Origin of the sequence: Streptomyces sp. NPDC014733 (assembly GCF_043083385.1) — a bacterium.
In the GTDB taxonomy this organism is placed as follows: domain Bacteria; phylum Actinomycetota; class Actinomycetes; order Streptomycetales; family Streptomycetaceae; genus Streptomyces.
The window spans coordinates 162,535-184,142 of record NZ_JBIBYO010000004.1; the positions used below are offsets into that span (position 1 = coordinate 162,535).

Below are 21,608 nucleotides of genomic sequence, written 5' to 3' on the forward strand. Positions count from 1 at the left end.
CATCATGCGCAGAAACGGACAGGTTGCGGGACGGGCGGCGGCCGGGATCGCCGAGGTCGCGTTCCCGGTGACGCCGGGCGGGCCGCCGGGCGTGGAGGTCACCGATCTCGCGGGCTTCGCCGCGCTCACCGACCGGTGGGGGGTGGCCGCGGGCGCGCCGCTGCGGCCCGGTTTCCATCTGCTGGTCACGGTCGGGGCCGGGGCGCTGCACTGCTCCGTGGACCTCACCCCGTGCACGGTCACCGCGGGCGCATGGCTGTGGGTGCGGCCGGGGCAGGTCCTCACGCTCGCCTCCGGCCGCACGGCGGCGGAGGGGACGGCCGTCCTCTTCCAGCCGGGGTTCCTGGGCGCCGCGACCGCCGGTGCCGCGCAGCTGGAGCGGCGCGCCTGGCGGCTGCCGCTCACCCCGGCGGAACCGGCCGCGGGCCAGGTGCGGGCCACGTTGGAGATGCTGGAGGGCGAGTACCGTCGGCTGACCGACCTGCCGCTGGAGATCCATGTCGAGGTCGTCCGGCATCTGCTGTCGGTGCTGGTGCTGCGGCTGTCCCAACTGCCGGGCGGGGTGCGGCGGGAGCGGGCCGGCGGCGAGGTGTTCGACCGCTTCCGGCAGGCGGTGGAACGGGACTTCACCCGCAGCCACCGCGTCGAGGACTACGCGCGGGCGCTGGGTTACAGCGTGCGGACGCTGACCCGGGCGACGGGCGCCGCGGCGGGCTGTGGCGCGAAGCGGTTCCTCGACGACCGGATCCTGCTGGAGGCGGAACGGCTCCTGGTGCACTCCGATCTGCCGGCCGCGGCGGTCGGCGAACGGCTCGGTTTTCCCGGTGCCGCCCTCTTCACCCGCTTCTTCCGGCTGCGGGCCGGGGAGACCCCGGCGGCGTTCCGGGAGCGGGCGCGCGGCACGGCGGGGTGAGGGCTGCCCCGTCGCCCCTGGCGATCGGCGCGCCAGGGGCGACGGGTCGGCCCTTGGCGGCGGCGCGGCCGAAAATGCCTGTTCCGGGGCGTCGTGGGCCCGGAACCGGTTCACCAACAGTCGGCTTCGCGTCACCGAATGCGACTTGAACCTCCTGCCATTGACACCCGCTCACGTGTTGATCAATCATCACTCAGGTCGTAGGAACGAGCTTTCGACTCATTCCGCCCGATACCGACCCCGCAGCAGCGGTGCCACGGCGACGGAGCAGGTACGTGGCGGGCGGACACCGGCCGCTCGTTCCCGCCGGTCCCGCCCGGCGGACAGGATCCGGCGCCGACCGGCGCGCCGGGCTCCACGGGTCGGAGCCACCGCCCCCTCGGAGCGCCACCGACCGTCCCCCTCGACGCGACACCCGTCGGCACGCCCCGCCGGCCTCCGACCGCCTCCCCCACAGAGGAAAGAGATGGTTTCCCGGTGACAGAGACCTTCGCTCATCGCCACAGCGGCCCCTCCGACGCGGTGCGGCCCTCCCGCGGAGAGGCAGCCGTGCCGGGAGAGGGGGTGCCGAGGCCGCTGTCCCCCTCGCAGCGCCGACTGTGGGTACTGAGCCAGCTGGAGGGGGCCGAGGACGCGTACAACGAACCGCTCCCCTACCGGCTGCGGGGCCCGCTGGACACGGCGGCGCTGCGCCGGGCGCTGGACACGATCGTGGCGCGGCACGAGATATGGCGCTCCCGCATGGTGGCCATCGACGGCGAGACGTACCAGATAGCGGCGCCCGCCGAGGTCGGTTTCCCGATGAAGACCCTCGACCTGTCGGACGAGAACCCCTCGGAGGAACGGCTCGCCGAGGTGCTCCGGCAGGAGTCCGCCGTTCCGTTCGATCTGGGCACCGGCCCGCTCGCCCGCAGCCTCCTCGTCCGGCTGGCGCCGGAGGACCACGTCCTGATGGTGACGGTGCATCACCTCGTGATCGACGGGGCGTCACAGATCATTCTGATCAACGAACTGAACGCGCTCTACGCGGCGTTCCTGGCCGGTGCGGACGATCCGCTGCCGCCGGTGTCCCGGCAGTTCGCCGACCATGCGGCCGATCAGCTCGACCGGGCGGCCGATGCGGAGGTCGCCGCGCAGGAGGCGTACTGGCAGGAGCGGCTGGCCGGCGCGCCGCCGGTGCTGGAGGTGCCCACGGACCGGCCGCGCCCGCCCCGGCAGGACTTCGCCGGTGACCAGGTCACACTGGGGCTGGACAAGAAGACGACCTACGCGCTGCGCCGGGCGGCGCAGGAGCACGGCGCCTCGCTCTTCGCCGCCGTGCAGAGCGGCTGGGCCGTGCTGCTGTCGCGGCTGTCCGGTCAGACGGACATCGTTGTCGGCATCCCCAGCGCCAACCGCCGCGGCCGGGACGCCGACGACGTCATCGGGTTCTTCGCCAACACCCTCGCGCTGCGCAGCGATCTGTCCGGCGACCCCACCGTCGGCGAGGTGCTGCGCCGGACCCGGGCCGGGATCCGTGGCGCGCTGATCCACCAGGAGCTGCCGCTGGAACGCGTGGTGGAGCTGGTCAATCCGCTGCGCAGCAGCGCCCACACCCCGCTGTTCCAGACGACGCTCTCCTGGACCCCGGCGCTCCGCGGGCTGCTGGAGCTGCCGGGCCTGACCGCGGAGAAGCTGAAGCTCCCCTTCATCGCCGCCAAGTTCGACCTGATGCTGATGGTGACCGAGGAGGACGGCTGCCTCACCGGCCATCTCGACTACGCCACCGCGCTGTTCGACCACGCGACGGCGGAGCGGTACGCCCGCTACCTGGAGCGGGTGCTGACCCAGATGGCCGCCGCGCCCGAGCGGACCATCGGCGAGCTGGAGCTGCTGGACGAGGCGGAGCGCCGGTGGCTGCTGGACGACTGGGACGCCACCCGCGGCGACGGCGCGGTGCCGGTCGCCGCCCCCGCCTCGCTGATCGCCCGATTCGACGCGCAGGTGGCGGCGCGCCCCGACGCCACGGCGGTGGAGTGCGCCGGGCAGCGCCTCACCTACGGCACGCTGGCGCGGCGGGCGGAGCGGCTCGCCGCCGCGCTCGCCGCCCGCGGGGTGCGGCCCGGTCAGGTCGTCGGGCTGCACACCGGGCGGACACCGGAGCTGGTGGTGGGGCTGCTCGCCATCCTGAAGGCGGGCGCCGCGTTCCTGCCGCTCGACCCCGGGCAGCCGGACGCCCGGCGCGCCGCGATGGTCGCGGACGCCGCCCCCGCGCTGGTGCTCACCGACCGCGCCGACGCGCCCGAGGGCCATCTGGACCTGCGGACCGTCGAGGCGGAGGGCGACCCGGAGAAGGCGCCGGTGGTGACGGCGGCGCCCGAGGATCTCGCCTACGTCCTCTACACCTCCGGTTCGACCGGGCGTCCCAAGGGCGTGGCGGTCACCCACCGCAGTGTGCTGAACCTCTTCGACACCTGGCTGGACCGGTTCGGCGCCACGCCCGGTGAGGCGACGTCCGCCTGGTCGGGCATCGGCTTCGACGCGATGGTCCACGAGCTGCTGCTGCCGCCGACCACCGGCGCCGAGCTGCACCTCGTCCCCGACGAACTGCGCGGCGACCCGGACGCGTTGCTGCACTGGATGCGTGACCACCGCATCGTCCAGGCGTTCCTGCCGCCCGCCTACGTCCGCTGGATCGACGAGGCACCCGGCGAGCGGCTGGCCGGGCTGGCGCTGCGGCAGCTGCTGACGGGGGTGGAGGCGCTGCCCGAGAGGGCGCTGTACCGGATGACCGAGGCGCTGCCGGGGCTGCGGATCTGCTACGGCTACGGGCCGACCGAGGCCACGGCCTACAGCACCGCCTACACCGACCCGCAGCCGCTGGACCGGTCGTGCCCGATCGGCCGGCCGCTGGGCAACACCCGGCTCTACCTCCTCGACGCGCGGATGCGGCCGGTGCCGCCGGGTGTGCCGGGTGAGGTCTGGCTCGGCGGCGCCTCGCTCGCCGCCGGGTACCACGGCCGCCCGGATCTGACCGAGGAACGGTTCCGGCCGGATCCGTTCGTACCGGGCGGGCGGATCTACCGCACCGGTGACCTGGCGCGGCGGCTGCCCGACGGCACCGCGGAGTTCCTGGGCCGCGGCGACGACCAGATCAAGCTGCGCGGCTTCCGTATCGAACCGCGTGAGGTGGAGACGGCGCTGCTGGCGCTGGACGGGGTGCGGGAGGCGACGGTCCTCGCCGACCGCGGCGACGCCGGTGACCTGCGGCTGGTGGCCGCCCTCGGCCGGGGTGACGCCGCGCCGCGCCGGGCCGACGAGTGGCGCACCGCGCTCGCCCGCCGGCTGCCCGACCACATGATCCCGGCGCTCTTCGTGGAGTTCCCGGTGCTGCCGCTCAACCGCAGCGGCAAGGTGGACCGCGAGGCGCTGCTGGCGGCGGCGCACGCGGCGCCGTCGCAGGTGAACACCGCGGCGCCGCGCGACCACGTCGAGCTGGCGCTGCACCGGATCTGGCAGGGCGTGCTGCTGCGCCCGTCGATCTCGGTCACCGACAACTTCTTCGACATCGGCGGCACCTCCGTCTCCGCCATCAAGGTGGCCTCCGCCGTCCGCGAGGAGTTCGGGCGGACGCTGCCCATCCGCGATCTGCTGAGCCATCCGACGATCGAGGCGCTGGCCGGGCGGCTGCGCTCCGACGCGTCCGGGCAGCCCGGGAGCAACCTGATCGAGTTCCGGCCGGGTGACGGACGGCAGCGGGTGGTCTGTGTGCACCCGGCGGGCGGCACCGCCTTCTGCTACCTGCCGCTGGCCACCGCGCTGCCGCCGGAGACCGGCGTGGTCGGCATCCAGTCGCCCGGTCTGAACGCCGGGGAAGAGCCGCTGCCGTCGGTGGAGGCGATGGCCGCGGAGTATCTGCGGCTGATCGAGGTGCGTGAGGACGAGACGCTGGTGCTGTGCGGACTGTCGTACGGCGGGCTGGTCGCCCATGCGATGGGGCGGCTGCTGGCGGAGTCCGGGCACCGCGGGGTGAGCGTGGTACTGCTCGACACCCGCGGCACCGACGACCCCGAGGTGCGGGCGGCCGTCACCCCCGTGGACGCCGACGAGTTCCGCGCGAAGCTGGTGCGGTTCAACGGGATGTACCCGGGCATCGAGGACGCGCAGATCGACCGGTACTTCCGGATCTACAACCACAACCGGATGACCGCCCGCGACCACGAGGTGCCGTCGACCGGCGCCCGGCTGGTGTTCGTCCAGGCGACCGCGGAGGACGAGGATCCGGCGGCCGTGCGGGAGGTACGGGCGTTCTGGGAGCGGCGGGCCGGCGGCGGGCTGGTGACCGAGCCGGTGGACTGCGGCCACTGGGACATCCTGGAGGGCGCGCAGCTGCCGCGGGTCGCGGAGCTGATCACCGCGGAGCTGGCGCGACCGCCGCAACCGGCGCCGCCGACCGCCCCGGACGCCCAGGGCCCCGGCTCCCCCACCGGAGGTGCGGGGTGACCGGATCCCTGCCCGGGCCCGCGGCGGACCGCGCGCCGGAAACACCCGAACCCCCCTACGAAGAAGGTCAGTTGATGTCAGGACTGGCACAGGAGGTACACGCCCGGGCGGTGCGCGCCCCCGAGGCGCCCGCCGTGCAGCACGGCGCGGTGCGGCTGGACTACGCGGCGCTGGACGCGGCAGGCGCCGCCGTCGCGGACGGGCTGCGCCACCACGGTGTGCGCCCCGGGCAGGCGGTGGCGGTGCAGCTGCCGCGCTCCTGGCAGCTGCTCTGCGTGATGCTCGGCATCCTGCGGCTGGGCGCCCATGTCGTCCCGCTGGACGCGCAGAGCCCGCCGGAGCGGCGCCGCCACATCCTCACCGACGCGGGTGCCGTCGCACTCGTCCACGGCGCGACGGCACCCGAGGTACCGCCGGACGTCCGGCCGCTGGACGCGGACGGGCTGCTCGCCGCGCGCGACCGCTTCCCGGCGCCGCAGGAACCGCCGGCCGCCGCCGGGCCGACGGCCTTCCTCCTCTACACCTCCGGAACGACCGGTCTGCCCAAGGGCGTCGAGGTCCCCGGCGCCGGGGTGCTGCGGCTGGCCCGGCCCGAGTTCGTGGCGACGGCGCCGGGCATGCGGTTCGGCGCGCTGTCCAACCCGGCGTTCGACGCGCTGACCTTCGAGGTGTGGACGCCGCTGCTGACCGGCGGCTGCTGCGTGATCGTCGACGACGCGGACGTCCGTGATCCGGAGCGGCTGGCGGCGACGCTGCTGCGGGAGCGGATCGACACGCTGTTCGTCACCGCGGCGCTGTTCAACGCCGTGGTGGACACCGCGCCCGGCTGCTTCGCCGGCGCCCGGCAGGTCTTCGTCGGCGGCGAACAGCTCAACGCCCGCACCGTGCGCCGCTGGTACCGGCACAATCCGGACGCCGCCACCCGGCTGTTCAACGGCTACGGTCCGACCGAGGCCACCACCTTCGCGGTGTCCTACCCCATCCCGCGCGACTTCGACGGCGACGTGGTGCCCATCGGGCGGCCGCTGCCGGAGACCGGCGCGGTCGTGGTGGCCGCCGACGGGACGCGGGTGGCGGCCGACGGCGAGATCGGCGAGCTGTACCTGTCGGGCTCCGGACTGGCCGCCGGGTACCGCAACCTCCCCGAGGAGACGGCGCTCCGCTTCGTCCGGCTGCCCTGGTACGACGGCGGGCGCACGGTCCACTACCGCAGCGGCGACCTGGTGCGCGCCGGCGCCGACGGGCTGCTGACGTATGTGGGCCGCGCCGACCGGCAGGTGAAGGTGCGGGGCTTCCGGATCGAACCGGGCGAGCTGGAACGGCAGATCACCGCGCATCCGGCCGTGCGCCACGCCCATGTGTGCACCCGCCGCTCCGGCGCGGACGGCCCGCACGAGCTGCTGGCGTTCCTGGTGCTGGACGGCGAGCTGTCGTACGAGGAGTGCGAGCGTCACCTCGCCGACGGGCTGCCCACCTACATGCGTCCGCACCATCTCTTCCTGGTGGACGCGGTGCCGCTGACCGCCAACGGCAAGGTCGACGAGGCGGCGCTGCTGGCCCGCGCCGACCGGCCGTGGCGGCGTGCCACGGACACCGCCGCCGAGGTGACGCCGTGGCAGCGGGAGGTCCTGGAGCTGGCCGGTGAGGTGCTGGGGCTGGCGGATCCGCGGCCGGACGACCGGTGGATCGCCGCGGGCGGCGACTCCCTGAAGGCGCTGCGGTTCTGCTTCGCGGCGCGCCGCCGCTGGGGCTGTGAGCTGGACCGTTCGCTGGTGCTCGGCGGGGATCTCGCCGCCGTCGCCGAGGCGGTGGCCGCCGCCCGCGACGCCGGGGAGTCGCCGTATCCGCCGGTGGCGCCGCCCTCGGGGGCGCGCTCCGCACCGGCCACCGCCGAACAGCAGCGCCTCTGGCTGCACCAGCGGCGCCACCCCGCCTCCCGCGCCTACCACGTGGGCCAGGCGTTCCGGCTGGACGGCCCGGTCGACGCGGCGGCGCTGCGGCACGCGGTGCGGCAGCTGGTGGTGCGTCATCCGGCGCTGCGCACCGGATTCGAGGCGACGCCCGAGGGGCTGCGGCAGCGCGTCGGCGACCCGTACGACCCGTGGACCGACCCCGGCGTCCCGCCGTCGGACGAGGCGGGGCGCCGGGCCTTCGCCGCGCGGTACTTCGCCGAACCGTTCGACCTGGCCGCGCCGCGGATGCTGCGCGCCTGCCTGCTGCCGGACGACGACGGCGCGGTCCTGCTGCTGCAGCTGCACCACATCGCGGTCGACGGCTGGTCGCTCAACGTCCTCTTCGCCGACCTCTCGCAGGCGTACGCGGCGTACCCGGGCGTGGCGCCGGCGGCGCCGGAGGCCGGGTACACGCCGCTCGACCACGCCCACTGGCAGGCGGAGTGGTTCGCCCGCCCCGCCTACGCCGAGCGCCGCGACGCGCTCGCCGCGCACCACGCGCAGGCGGCGGCGCGGGGGCCGGGTGAGCGGCTGCTGCCCGCGCGGCGCACGCCGTTCCCCGAGGCGCGGCTGCTCCACACCCGGCTGGACACGGTGCGCCGCACCCATGTCGACCGGCTCTGCGCCCAGCTGGGCCTGACCCGTTTCCAGGTGCTGCTGGGCGTCTTCGCCTGGAGCCTGTACGCGGTGACCGGCCGCACCCGGCCGCGGATCGCGGCGCCGGTGGCGGGCCGCCCGGTGCCCGAATTCGAGGGCGGCGTCGGGATGTTCGCCAACACCGTGCTGCTGCCGCTGACCGTCGCCCCCGCCGAGGAGCTGCGGACCCAGCTGCTGCGGTGGGGCGCGGAGGTGGCCGCGGTCCTGGACCGGCAGGACGTGGCGTTCTCGGATGCGCTGGAGGCGTCGGCCGGTGCGTCCGGTGCGGACGACGGAGCGCCGTTCGATGTGCTCTTCGTCCAGGAGAACACCGACTTCGAGGCGTTGCGGCTGCCGGGCTGCGCGGCCCGCCCGCTGTGGTGGCCGCCGGCCGAGGCGAAGTGCCCGCTGACGTTCTCCGTCGTCGCGTACGCGGACGGCCTGGAGTGCGTCTGGGAGTACGCCACCGACCACTTCGACGCCGACGAGATCACGGCGCTGGACACCCTGCTGCGGCGGGCCCTGGACCTGCTCGCCGACGCGGGCGCGCACACCCCCGCCGACCTGGCCGCCCCGCACCGCGCCCGCCTGCCCGACCACGGCCGCGGCGCGGCGGCCCGCCCCGCGTTCACGACGGTGGCCGAGGGATTCGCCCGGCAGGTGGCGCGCACCCCGCACGCCCCGGCCGTGGACGACGGGGAGCGGAGCGTCGACTACGCCACGCTGGACGGGTACGCGGCGGCGCTGGCGGCCGAGGTGCGGGAGGCGTTCCCGGTTACGGACGGGGCTCCGGCGCGGGTCGCGCTGTATCTGGAGCCGTCGCTGACGCATGTGGTGGCGCTGCTGGCGCTGGCCCGGCTGAATCTGACGGTCGTACCGCTCGACCCGGCGTATCCGCCCGCGGTGCTGCGGCAGGTCCTCGACCGGGCCGCGCCGCTGTGCGTGCTGGTGCCGCCGGACGGCGCGCCCGGTCTGGACGCCGTCGATCCCGAAGGCCGGGTGGTGCGGCATCCGGTGGCGCTGCGGGCGGGCGGCCCGGGGGCGCCGGTCGCGGCGCACGACGGGGCCCGGCCGCTGTACACGCTGTTCACCTCGGGCTCCAGCGGCACGCCGAAGGGCGTCCAGGTCTTCGACCGGACGCTCTGCAACCTCCTCGCCTGGCAGGCGGACGCGGGCGGTCTGGGCGCGCCCGCCGTCACCCAGCAGTTCTCGATGCTCTCCTTCGACGTGTCGTTCCAGGAGATCTTCGGAACGCTCTGCGGCGGCGGCACGCTCCGGCTGATCGGCCCCGGTCTGCGGCAGGACGCACCCGCGCTCCTCGCGCAGCTGGAGGAGTCCGGCGCCGAACGGATCTTCCTGCCGTACGTGGCACTCCAGCTCCTGGCGGAGCACGCCGTCCACCTGGGCCGGTACCCGTCGCGGCTGCGCGACGTGGTCACGGCGGGCGAGCAGTTGGTGTGTACGGAGGCGATCCGCCGCTGGCTGGCGGGGCTGCCCGGCGCCCGGCTGTTCAACCACTACGGGCCGACCGAGACGCATGTGGTCAGCGCCCTGTGTCTGGACGGGGACCCGGCGTACTGGCCGGAGCGGCCGGCCGTCGGACGGCCGGTGGCCGGCGCGGTGCTGCGGGTCGTGGACGGCGACGGGCGGCCGGTGCCGCCCGGCTGCCCCGGCGAGCTGCTCATCGGCGGCACCATGGTGTCCCGCTGCTACCTGGACACCCCGGAGGCGGACCTCAACACCGAGCGGTTCACCGAACTGCCCGGCGAGGGGCTGTTCTACCGCAGCGGCGACCGGGCCCGCTTCGACCGGGACGGGCTGCTGCACTACCTGGGCCGCGACGACCAGCAGATCAAGCTGAGCGGGCACCGGCTGGAGCTGGGCCAGGTCGAGGCGGCGCTGCTGCGGCACCCGGAGATCACCAACGCCGTGGTGGTGGCCGACGGCACCACGCTGACCGCGTGCTTCGAGTGCCGCGGCACGACGCCGGACGCCGCCGCCCTCACCACGCATCTGGCGACGCTGCTCCCCGCGTACGTCCGTATCGCCCGCTTCCGGCGGCTGACGGCGCTGCCGCGGACGCCCAGCGGGAAGCTGGACCGGGCGGCGGCGCTGCGCGCGCCCGGTGAGGAGGTCGGCGGCCGGGCGGCGGACGCGGCACCGCGCTCCCCGCGGGAGGCCGAACTGGCCGCGCTCTTCGCGGAGGTGACCGGCCGTCCGATCGAGCCCGACCGGACGTTCTTCGACGCCGGGGCCTCCAGCCTGACCCTGATGCGCTACCACCTGCGCTGCACCACGGAGCTGGGGCTCCGCTTCACCGTCGCCGACCTCTTCGAACACGTCACGGTCCGGGCGCTGGCCCGGTTCCTGGACGGGGCGGGGACGCCGGAACCGGCCGCCCCGCCCGTGCCGGCTCCCGCCCCGGCCTCCGCGCCCGAGCCGCCGGACGCCCTCCCCCGGGCGGAGCCGATCGCCGTCGTCGGGATGGCGGTCCGGCTGCCCGGCGCGGTGGATCTCGCCGCGTTCTGGGAGCTGATACGCACCGGCGGCCGGGGTATCGAGGACTTCGAGGCCGCCGAGGGCATGGTCGGCGCGCGCAGCCTGCTGGACGGGCCGCTCGCCTTCGACCCGGAACACTTCGGGCTCAGCCGCGCCGAGGCCCGGCTGATGGACCCGCAACAGCGCCATCTGCTGATGTGCGCGGCGCAGGCGCTGGCGCACGCCGGGATCGCCGATCCGGCGACCGGTCCGCGCACCGGGCTGATCGCGGGCGCGGGCGAGAGCACGTACTACCGCACGATGCTCCAGGAGGGCGATCCGGCGGCGCTGCCGGACGCGTTCCGGCTGTCGTTCCACCACGAGAAGGACTACCTGGCCACCAAGCCCGCCTACCATCTGGGGCTGACCGGCCCGGCGTTCACCGCCCAGGCCGCGTGCGCCAGTTCGCTGGTCGCGGTGCATCTGGCGGCCGGGCTGCTGCGGCAGGGCGACGCCGAGGTGATGCTGGCCGGCGGGGTGCTCGTCGACACCACCCTGCGCGAGGGCTACCGCTACCAGCCGCAGCACATCTTCTCCGCCGACGGCCACTGCCGTCCGTTCAGCGACGACGCGAGCGGCACCGTGGGCGCCAGCGGCGTCGGCGTGGTCGTCCTCAAGCCGCTCGCGCACGCCCGGCGGGACGGCGACACGGTCTACGCGGTGCTGACCGGCTCGGCGGTGAACAACGACGGTGGCGACAAGATGGGTTACAGCGCACCGTCGCTGGCCGGGCAGCGGGAGGTGATCCGGGCGGCCCTGGGGCGCAGCGGCCGCACCGGCGCCGACCTCGCGTACGTCGAGGCGCACGGCACCGGCACCCGGCTCGGCGACCCGGTCGAGATCGGCGCGCTGCGGCAGGCGTTCGACGTACCGGAGTCCGGCCGGACCGCGCTGACCTCGGTCAAGAGCCAGCTCGGGCATCTGGGCGCGGCGGCCGGTGTGGTGGGCCTGATCCGCGCGGTGCTCGGTGTGCACCACGGGGTGATCCCGCCGCACGCCGACTTCCGCGCCCTGAGCCCGCACATCGACGCGGACCCGACGCCGTTCCGCTTCCCGGTCACCGCGGAGCCCTGGCCGGCCGACCGGCCCCGGGTGGCGGCGGTCAGCAGCTTCGGCATCGGCGGCACCAACGCCCATGTGGTGCTGGAGGCGCCGCCCACGGCGGCGCAGGCCACCGGGTCCGAGGCGGTGGACGGCGCGCTGTTCCTCTCCGCGTCGAGCCCCGCCGCGCTCCGCGCCGACGCCGCCCGCATCGCCGACCACCTGACGGACCGTCCGGAAACGTACGGCGCGGTGCTGCGGCATCTGCGCTCCGGGCGGCCGCAGCGGCGCTGGCGGGCGGCCGCGGTCTGCCCGGACGTGGCGGCCGCGGTGCGGTGGCTGCGCGGTGCGGAACCGGTCGCGCCCCCGGAGCCCTCCGGCGGGGCCCCCGTCGCGGACGGCGCCACCGTGCAGGACACGGTGGCCGCCTGGCTCGCCGGCGCCCCGCTCGCCGCCCGCCCCGGCCCGGCCCCGGCCCCGTGGGACTTCCCGCCGCCCGCCTTCGACCTGGCGGAGTACGACTTCCCGCGGGCACGTGCGGAGGACGGCGGACGGGCCCCGGCCGGGCACGCCACCGGAGGCCAGGGGCAGCTCGCGTCGGGCACCGGCGCGGCGGCCCCCGCCGTCCCCCCGCGCCTCCCCGAGGCCGCGTGGCTGAGCCAGCCGCACTGGGTGCGGTGGCGCCGGGCCGCGCCCGGCTGCCGGGAGCGCACCCTGCGGCAGCTGGTGCTGGTCACGGACGGACCGGTACCGGACGTCGTGCCGCCGCGGTTGGCGGCGGCGTACTCCCGGGTGGTCCGGGTCGGCACCGGGGACGCCTTCGCCCGCCGCGGCGACGACGCCTTCGAGGTCGATCCGGCCGACCCCACCGCCTGGCGCCGGCTGCTCGACGCACTGGGCCCGGAGGCCGACGGCGGCACCGACTGGCTGCACGCGCTGCCGCTGGCTCTCACCGGGCCGGCCGGTGCGGAGTCGCTGGCCCGGGCCGAGCGCGCGTGTCTGGACGCCCCGGCCGCCCTCGTCCAGGCGCTGGCGGACACCCCGCCCGCGCTCCGGCCGCGCCTGTGGTGGCTGTCGTACCGGACGCAGCCGGTCCACGGTGCCGTCGAACGGCCGGAGTCGGGGCTGCTCACCGGGATCGCCACGGTCGCCGGGCAGGAGGGCGCGGCCGACGGCCGGTGGCTGGATCTGCCCGCCGCCGACCCGGCCGAGTGGGCCGGACCGCTGGCCGCGCTGCTCACCTCGGCCACCCCGCGCACCGCCCTGCCGGAGCGGCTGGCGCTGCGCGACGGCCACTGGTGGCACGAGGTGACCGTGCCGGTCACCGCGCCGGACCCGGCGCCCGAGCTTCCCGAGCTGCCCGAGGGCGACCATGTCGTTCTCGGCGGCACCGGCGGTATCGGGACGGGCATCGCCGCCTGGCTGCTCCGGCACACCGCGGGCCGGGTGCTGCTGGTCTCCCGGCGGCCCCGGCTGCCGGAGGCGCTGGCGCCCTGGGCGGAGCGGGTCGAGCTGATCGGGGCGGACCTCGCCGACCCCGGTGGCCACGACGCGCTCGTGGCCGAGATCGCCGCCCGCGCCTCGGGCCCGGCCACGGTGGTGCACGCCGCCGGTGCCGCGACCGGCGGCCTTGTCGTGCGGCGCCCGGCCGGCGCGGACGGCCAGCGGGCCAAGCTGCACGGTGCGCTCCTCGTCGAGCGGCTGGTCGACCGCTGCTCCCCCGCGCTCGTCGTGCACTGCTCGTCGATGTCGGCGCGGCTCGGCGGCGTCGGACAGTACGACTACGCCGCGGCGGCCGGCCTGCTGGACGCCTTCGCCCACCACCGGCCCGGCACCACCGCGCGGATCGCCGTCGGCTGGGACGTGTGGCGGGAGACCGGGATGGCACTGCGGGTCCCGGCGGGCGACGCCCGCCACCGCGCCCATCTCTCCGTCGGCCTGACCGTCGAGGAGGGCCTCCGGGTCTTCGGCCGCGCCGTCGCGCTGCAACTGCCGCACCTGCTGGTCTCCACCACGGAGATCGAGGCGTCCCGCACCTTCTACGCCGGGCCCGCCCCGGAGGCCGCCGGCGCTTCCGTACCGGCCGGCGGCCCGGCACCGGCCGCCGCGGAACCGGCCGCGCCCCTCCCGGCGGATCTGCTCGCCGACTGGCTCCGCGACTGGCTCGACGCCGATCCGCTCGACCCGGACGCCCCGCTGTACGACCTGGGCGCCGACTCACTGACCCTGCTCGACCTGATCGGCGTGGTCAAACAGCATTTCGGCGTGGAGCTGGACCTGTCGTGGTTCGGGCCCCGGGTCAGCCTCAACGACCTGCTGGCCCACCTCGGTCAGGACACGGCGTCCGACGCCGCCGCGGCGGACGCGGTGCCCCTCGACGTGTGGCAGGAGGGCACCGGACCCGAGGTGGTGTGCCTGCTGCATCCGGTGGGCGGCGACATCCAGGCGTACCGGTCGCTGGTCTCCGCGCTCGACGACCGGGCGACGGTCTGCCTGATCGCGGACCCGGCGCTGCGCGACCCGGACGTGGCCACCCCGACGCTGGACGAGCGGGCCCGCCGCTACCACGAGGCGCTCCGCGCCCGGTTCGGCGACGCCACCGAACGCCTGCACCTGGTCGGCTGGTCGTTCGGCGCCTGGACCGCGGTGGGCATCGCCGCGCTCGCCGAGGCGGCCGGGCACCCGGTGTCCGGCGTCCATCTGCTCGACCCGCCGCCCCCGGGCTCCGGACCGGGCTTCCAGGGCTACGACGAGCAGCAGCTCGAAGCGGTCTTCGCGCACGAACTGGGCTCGGTGGACGGCGCGTTCACCGGCGAGGGGCAGGTCTACGCCCAGCGGCTGGCGCGGTGCTGCCGGGCCAACCTCGCCTCCATGGCCGACCACCGGCTGCCCCGGCTGGCCCGGACGCCCGCCCGGATGTGGCTGGCCGAGCACCCGGCGGAGGGCCTGCCCGCGCCGCTGTCCGCCGCCGCGCACCGGGAGCTGTGGCGCGGCCATCTGGCGCTGCCCGGCGACTGGCGGCAGCTGCCCACCGATCACTACGGGATCGTCCGCCCCCCGCACACCCGGGCCGTCGCCGCCGCACTCCACGCGGCGCTGGACGCCCGCTCCTGAACCCTCTCCGTCCGCCGTACCGTCCCTCCACCGAAGGAAGCAGACATGGAGCAGTACGAACTCGACGCCATCGAGCGTCTCGTCACCCGGCCCGCCCGTGGGTACCGGACCATCGAGGTCGCCCCGCTCACGCAGGTGATCGGCGCAGAGGTGTCCGGGGTCGATCTGACCAAGGAGCTCCCGGACGACCAGCTCGCCGAGATCAAGGCGGCCTTCCTCGACCACCACGTCCTGGTCCTGCGGGACCAGGACATCAGCCGCGAGGACCATCTGCGGTTCGCCTCGCACTTCGGTGAGCTGCGGCCGGTGAACCCGCCGCCGCCCGAGGGCGATCCGCACATCCTGGAGATCGTCACCACCCCGGGCGCGGAGGACGTCGCGGGCAACGCCTGGCACGCGGACGGCACCGCCGACCTCGAACCGTCGCTCGGCTCGATGCTGCACATCCTGGAGACCCCGGAGGGCACCGGCGGCGACACCCTCTTCGCCAACATGCACCTCGCGTACGACCTGCTCTCCCCGACGATGCGGGACCTCCTCGACGGGCTGACCTCGGTCCACGACGGGCGGCTGGCGTTCGGGGACCGGCCCATCCCGAAGGGGCACATCACGGCGCGGAACGAGCATCCGGTGGTGGTGCGCCACCCGGAGACCGGCCGCAAGCTGCTCTACGTCAACCCGATCTACACCCAGCGGATCCCGCAGCTGTCGGCGCCGGAGAGCCGGGCCCTGCTGGACATGCTCTACCAGACGGTGTCGGGGCGGCCGCTGCTCCAGTGCCGGGTGCGCTGGGAGCCCAACACCCTGGTGTTCTGGGACAACCGCTGTGTGCAGCACCATGTGTCGTACGACTACTACCCGCTCGCCCGCTACGGGCGCCGGATCGCGATCAACGGCGGCCCGCTGAAGGGCTGAGGCACGGCAAGGCCGCTGGGGCGGGGCCGGTTGGCGGCGCCGCCCCGGCGGGGCTCAGCGCTCCGCGGCGCCGCCCGGCCCGGTGAAGTCCGGGCTGCCGAAGTCCGGGCTCGCGAAGTCGGGACTGGCGAAGTCCGGGCTGGCGAAGTCGGGGGCGCTGAAGCCGGGGCCCGTACGGGGCCGCCCCTCGCCCGGCGCGGTCGGCGCGTCCGGTCCGGGCCCGGGCTCTCCCATGGCCTCGCCCAGCCGGGCCCGCAGGAACGGCAGCAGACCGCGTTCGAGCAAGGCGTCCTGATAGGCCGCCAGGGCGCTGGCCACCTCGGCGTCCGCCGCCGAACGGCTGCCCGCCGAGGGGCGGTTGCGGGCCGCGACCACCACCATCCACAGCAGGCCGCAGAGCGTCGCCACCGTCGCGACCCCGGCCGCGATCTCCCCCGCGACGATCAGCTCGTCGGCGAACTGCCCGCGCAGCCCGACGCCCCGCAGCAGGAAACCGAGCAGCAGGAAGATCGCCGCGGCCACCGCCGCCAGCCCGGGGACGAGCACGCCGAGCGCGGGCAGCACCCCGCCGGTGGCCCCGCTCGACGGGCGGACCGCCGGACGGGCCGGGCGGGGCGCGGGGTGGGCCTCGGCGAGACGGCGGTAGGCGCGGTACTCCTGCTCGGCCGCGGCGGCGATGACGGCGACCGAGCGGAGCGCGTCGGCGCGCAGCTGACCGGCGTCGGGGTCGCCGTTCGCCCGGCGCAGCGCGTCGGCCATCTCCCGGGTGGCCAGCGCGCGGTCCAGGAGATGCGGGAAGTCCGCCTCGTCCGGCAGCCGGAACATATCGGTCGTCGTCACATCAACCCCCGTGGTCGGTGCGGTCGGAAGGGTGGTGCGGGGTCTCTCGTCAGCCACCGCCGGTCCCCCGGTCGGTGACGGGTACGGCCGCCGGGGCGGAGTCGCCGGACGCGGCGGGGCGGCCGGTGCCCGCCGCGGACAGCGGGTGCCCGGTGGCCGCCGCCGGGGCGGTGGACGTGTGCGCCGGGCCGCCGGGCTCGGGCGCGGGGCCGGTGGCGGGGGATGCCGGGGCCGGGCCGGCGGGGGCGCCCGGGGCATGGAAGGCCGCGTAGGGGGCGGCGGGCTCCGCGGGCCCGGGTGGCGGACCGGCTCCGGCGTCGTCGTTCTTCATCGCCTTGGTCTCGCTCTTGAGGATCCGCAGGGACTTGCCCAACGCGCGTGCGGTGTCGGGGAGTTTGCGGGACCCGAAGAGCAGGATCACCACGATCCCCACGATCAGCAGGTGCCAGGGCTCCAGTCCGTTGCGCAGCATCGCCGCCGCCTCTCGGATTGCCGGGTCGCCGGTGGAACAGCACCGGCATTTACTTGCTACATTGCGCAACTATACAACTCTGGGCGGAGGATGAACCGCCTACCCGACAGGAAAAATCCGGGCAATTGAGGGTGCACACGTGACAGGCAGCCATTCCGCACGCGACGGACGCCGCAACGGGGACAACGCCGCCCGGGGACGGCGCAGGCGCAAGCGCAGCAAGGCCCGGATAGCCGGTGTGACGGCCGCGTCCTTCCTGGTCCTGGTCGCCGCCGGGGCCGGCTGGCTCTACCACCGGCTGGACGGCAACATCACCACGTTCGGCGCCGACGGCGTCAGCCGCGACCGCCCCGCCCCGAACACCGGCGGCAGCAACGTCCTGGTCATCGGCTCCGACTCCCGCTCCGGCAAGAACAGCGAACTGGGCGGCGGCGAGGGCGACGTGGGCCGCTCCGACACCGCGTTCCTGCTGCACATCTACGGCGACCGCAAGCACGCGCTCGCCGTGTCCGTCCCCCGCGACGCCCTCGTCGACATCCCGCCCTGCCGGCTCCCCGACGGTTCCTGGACCCAGCCGCGCACCAACGTGATGTTCAACTCCGCGTTCACCGTGGGTGAGACGGCCCAGGGCAATCCCGCCTGCACCCAGAACACCGTCGAGAAGCTGACCGGACTGCGGGTCGACCACACCGTGGTCGTCGACTTCAACGGCTTCGCGAAGATGACCGAGGCGGTCGGCGGTGTCCCCGTCTGCGTACCGCAGGACCTCTACCAAGGCGATCTCAACCCGAACCTCGGCCACCGCGGCAAGCGGATCTTCACCAAGGGCCAGCAGACCGTCGAGGGGCGCAAGGCGCTGGACTACGTGCGGCTGCGGCACGGCATCGGCGACGGTTCCGACATCGGCCGCATCAAGCGGCAACAGGCGTTCGTCTCCGGGCTGATACGCAAGATCAAGGAACAGGGCGTCAACCCCACCACGCTGCTGCCGCTCGCCACCGCGGCCACCGACTCCCTCACCGTCGACCCGGAGCTGGGCAGCGCCCAGAAGCTGCTGTCGTTCGCGATGGGGCTCAAGGACATCGATCTGCACAACACCGCGTTCGTCACCGTGCCCTGGCGCTACCAGGGCGCCCGGGTCGCGATCGTGCACCCCGCCGCCGACAACCTGTGGGCGGCCCTGCGCGCCGACCGCACCCTCGACGGCAAGGACGCCGCCGGGGAGGGCGGCAAGAAGAAGTCCGGCAAGCCCGCGTCCGAGGAACCCGTCTCCGGCGCCGGGATCGACGTCACCGTCCTCAACGGCACCCATTCCACCGGCCTCGGGGCCCGCGTCGCCGACACCCTGCGCTCCTCCGGCTTCGCCGTCGTCGCCACCACCACCGCACCGTCCCAGGAGCACACCACCACACAGATCTCCTACGGCCCCGGGCAGAAGGACCAGGCCCGCACCACCGCCCGGCTCTTCCCCGGCGCGGAACTCCACGAGGGAACCGCGGCCGGCATCACCGTCACGGTGGGCAGCTCGTACTCCGAACCGTCGGCGGACGGCACCGCCTCGGCGCCGCCCGCCGACGACAAGGTGCCCACGGAGGTCTCGGACGACGCCCGTACGGCCGACGACGACGCCTGCGCGAAGCTGTCGTACGGCTAACCGGGAACGTGGTACGTGCCCGTCAGCGGGTGTCCGGCACGTACCGCCGCCGGGCCCAGGCCAGCGCCGTCCCGTAGAGGGCGAGGACGGCGGCGAGCAGCGCGTAGTACAGCAGCGGCGGGGCCGCCAGGCCCAGTTCCGGTCCCAGCGGGGAGAGCGGCAGCAGCAGACCGATGACGGCGAGGGCCGCCGCGGCGCACGGTACCGGGCCCGGGCGGCCCCGCATCGTGAGATGTCCGGCGCGCAGCAACAGCATCACCAGCGCCTGGGTGAAGAGGTTCTCGGTGAACCACGCGGCGTGGAACACCTCCTCGCCCCCCGCGCCCGCGGTGTGCAGGGCGACCCCGAGGGCGGCGAACGTCGCGACGTCCGCGGCGGCGTTGATGAGCCCGAACACCGTGATGAACCGCAGGAAGGCGCGCGGCCGCAGCGCCGCGGGACCGCGGAGCACGCCGTCGCCCGGCCGGTCCAGCGCGAAGGCCAGCTGGGCGGCGTCGAAGCAGAGGTTCTGCACCAGGACCTGTGCGGGCAGCATCGGCAGGAACGACAGCAGCAGCCCGGCGCCGAGCATCGCGAGGACGTTGCCGAGGTTGGACGAGAGGGTGATGCGCAGATACGCGGCGAGCGAGCCGCTGCTGTACCGCCCGGCGGCCACGGCCCGGCCGATGGCGGTGAGGTCCTTCTCCGCCAGCACCACGTCGGCGCCCTCCCGGGCCACCGCCACCGCCCCGCGCGGCGTGATGCCGACATCGGCGGCGTGCAGCGCGGGCACATCGTTGACGCCGTCCCCGAGGAAGCCGGTGACCTGCCCGGCCCCGCGCAGCGCGGCGACGATCCGGGCCTTGTCGGCGGGGGCGCAGCGGGCCACGACGGTGGCACGGTCGACGGCCGCGGCGAGCGCCGGGCCGTCCAGCTCCGCCAGCGCCGCGGCGGTCAGCACCTCGCCGGGGTCGAGGCCCAGCTCCCGGCAGACGCGGGCGGCGGTGCCCGGGTGGTCGCCGGTGAGGATCTTGACGCGGATGCCGCGCCGGGCCAGCACACCGAGCGCGTCGGCCGCCGACGGGGCGAGCGCATCGCGCAGCGCGACGAAGCCGAGCAGGGTCAGCCCCCGCAGGTCGGCCTCGCGGTACTCGCCGGTGCGGGCGGGGCGGTCCGCGACGGCGACGGCCAGCAGCCGCAGCCCGTCGTCCGTCTCACGCGCCACCGTGGCGAGCAGCCGCGCCCGTTCGGCGTCGTCCAGTGCGGTGTCGGCTCCGTCGCTGCGCGCCCGGGCGCAGCGGGCCAGCACGTCCTCGGCCGCGCCCTTGACGACGAGGGTGTGGGTGCCGAGCGCGCCGGGGCGGCGGACGACGGCGGCGGCGATCCGCCGCACCGGGTCGAAGGGGAGCGCCGCGACGCCGTCGTGGGCGAGCGGGTCGGCGCCGGCCTCCTCCGCGGCGGCGAGGACGGCCTCGTCGAGGGTGTCCGGGGCCGGCAGTTCGGCGAGTTCCAGCGTCCAGAAGCTGCCGACGGCGGCCCAGCGCAGCACACCGGGGTCGGGCCGGCCGCGGGCGTCCACGGCCCGTTCGACCAGCGGCCGGTCCTGGGTGAGGGTGCCGGTCTTGTCGAGGCAGAGGACCTGCATCGCGCCGAGGTCGTGGAGGGCGGGCAGCCGTTTGACGATCACACCGCCGGTGCGGGCGAGCCGTGCGGCGCCGCGGGCCAGCGTCGCGGTGACGACGACCGGCAGCATCTCCGGGGTCAGGCCCACCGCGACGGCCACCGCGAACGGCAACGTCTCCAGCCCCCGCCCGCGCACCGCCGCGTTGGCCATCAGCACCAGCGGCGGGGTCAGCAGCATGAAGCGGATGAGGGTCCAGGCGATGCCGTGGACGGAGCGGTCGAAGGCGGTCTCGGCGCGCCGTCGTCCGAGGGCGCGGTAGGCGGCGGCGAAGCGGGTGTCCGGGCCGGTGGCGACGACCAGTCCGGTGCCGCTGCCGGAGGCCACGCTGCTGCCCTGGAAGCACAGGTGCGGCGGGTCCGCGTCGTCGCCGTCCGGCGGATCGTCGACGGCGTGCTTGAGCACCGGGGTGGACTCGCCGGTCAGCGACGCCTGGTGGACGGTCAGACCGCTCGCCCGCAGCAGCCGCAGATCCGCGGGGACCAGATCGCCCGGCCCCAGCCGCACCACGTCGCCGACGACCAGCTCCTCGACGGGGATCTCCCGCACCCGGGGCGGGGCGTCGTCGTCCGGGCGCCGCTGCACCGTCGCCGTGGTGGCGACCATCTCGCGCAGCGCCGCCATCGCGCGTCCGGCGTGCGCCTCGCCGGAGGCGCGCAGCACACAGCTCACCCCGACCAGCACGGTGATCACGCAGGCGGTGCCCCAGGACGCCACGGCCGCCGAGACCAGGCCGAGGCAGAGCAGCACGGCGGTGAACGGGTCGCGCAGGCTGCGCAGGAAGCGGCGCGGCCAGGACGGGGTGTGCCAGGCGGGGACGGTGTTCTCGCCGTCGCGGGCGAGCCGGGTGTCGGCCTCGCCCTCGGTGAGGCCGCGCGGTCCGCTCGCCAGGCGGCGCATCAGCTGGAGCGGGGTGAGGGCGGCGCCGTCCCCGGCGCCCGTGGTCACCTCGGCGGGCGCCGGCCGGGGACCGGGCAGCCGGCCGGTGCCCGGCGCCGCGTCGGTCTCAGCCACCGAAGCGGCGGGCGCCGGACGCGTGCTGCCCGCCGCGGTCGGCGAGCCGTCCGACGAGCAGCCGGACGACGGCCACCACATCGGGGTCGTCGACGAGGTAGACGACACGGCGGCCCTCGCGGCGCGAGCGGACCAGACCGGCCAGTTTCAGCTTGGACAGATGCTGGCTGACGGCGGGCAGCGCTCCTCCGACGCGCTCGGCGAGCCCGCTGACATCGCTCTCGCCCTGGGTCAGCGCCCAGACGAGGTGCAGCCGCGGCGGCGAGGCCAGCAGGCCGAACATCCCGGCCGCCTCGGCCAGCACCTCGGCGGACGGATCCGCCCCGCCACCCTCGATGCCCCTTGCCACTGCCGTCTCCGTCCCCCTGGGCGTATGC

9 protein-coding genes are annotated in these 21,608 nt (G+C 75.5%); 5 read left to right on the top strand and 4 right to left on the bottom strand.

All coding sequences use genetic code 11. The annotated features are described in order from the left end of the window. Nucleotides 1-4 precede the first annotated feature (4 nt). From ACF1BH_RS12120 to ACF1BH_RS12135, 4 genes are all read left to right on the top strand, one after another. A complete protein-coding gene (locus ACF1BH_RS12120; protein WP_391642354.1) occupies nt 5-913 on the top strand; it encodes a helix-turn-helix domain-containing protein in 909 nt (302 codons plus the stop codon). A gap of 564 nt (nt 914-1,477) precedes the next feature. Further along, entirely contained in the window at nt 1,478-5,395 is a 3,918-nt protein-coding gene (locus ACF1BH_RS12125; protein ID WP_391642355.1) for an amino acid adenylation domain-containing protein, read from the top strand. A gap of 74 nt (nt 5,396-5,469) precedes the next feature. After that, nucleotides 5,470-14,676: an amino acid adenylation domain-containing protein gene (locus ACF1BH_RS12130; protein WP_391642356.1), complete on the top strand. Its 9,207-nt coding sequence runs from the start codon at nt 5,470-5,472 to the stop codon at nt 14,674-14,676. Between the two features lie 45 nt (nt 14,677-14,721). Further along, nucleotides 14,722-15,591 (top strand): TauD/TfdA dioxygenase family protein, encoded by an 870-nt coding sequence (locus ACF1BH_RS12135; protein WP_391642357.1) that lies wholly within the window; start codon nt 14,722-14,724, stop codon nt 15,589-15,591. Between the two features lie 54 nt (nt 15,592-15,645). Here the strand turns inward: ACF1BH_RS12135 and ACF1BH_RS12140 are convergent, their stop codons facing one another. Both ACF1BH_RS12140 and tatA read right to left on the bottom strand, forming a co-directional pair. Further along, nucleotides 15,646-16,431, bottom strand: coding sequence for a hypothetical protein (locus ACF1BH_RS12140; RefSeq protein WP_391642358.1), 786 nt, complete (start codon nt 16,429-16,431; stop codon nt 15,646-15,648). A 49-nt stretch (nt 16,432-16,480) separates the two neighbouring features. Beyond that, nucleotides 16,481-16,903: a Sec-independent protein translocase subunit TatA gene (gene tatA / locus ACF1BH_RS12145; RefSeq protein ID WP_391642359.1), complete on the bottom strand. Its 423-nt coding sequence runs from the start codon at nt 16,901-16,903 to the stop codon at nt 16,481-16,483. 139 nt (nt 16,904-17,042) lie between these two features. Between tatA and ACF1BH_RS12150 the strand changes: the two genes are divergently transcribed. Continuing rightward, a complete protein-coding gene (locus ACF1BH_RS12150; RefSeq protein WP_391642360.1) occupies nt 17,043-18,557 on the top strand; it encodes an LCP family protein in 1,515 nt (504 codons plus the stop codon). A 22-nt stretch (nt 18,558-18,579) separates the two neighbouring features. Here ACF1BH_RS12150 and mgtA read toward each other — a convergent pair whose 3' ends face one another. Both mgtA and ACF1BH_RS12160 read right to left on the bottom strand, forming a co-directional pair. Continuing rightward, nucleotides 18,580-21,231, bottom strand: a complete 2,652-nt coding sequence (gene mgtA, locus ACF1BH_RS12155; protein WP_391642361.1) for a magnesium-translocating P-type ATPase — start codon at nt 21,229-21,231, stop codon at nt 18,580-18,582. After that, entirely contained in the window at nt 21,224-21,514 is a 291-nt protein-coding gene (locus ACF1BH_RS12160; protein WP_391642655.1) for an ArsR/SmtB family transcription factor, read from the bottom strand. Before ACF1BH_RS12160 ends, mgtA begins: the two co-directional genes overlap by 8 nt. Nucleotides 21,515-21,608 lie beyond the last annotated feature (94 nt).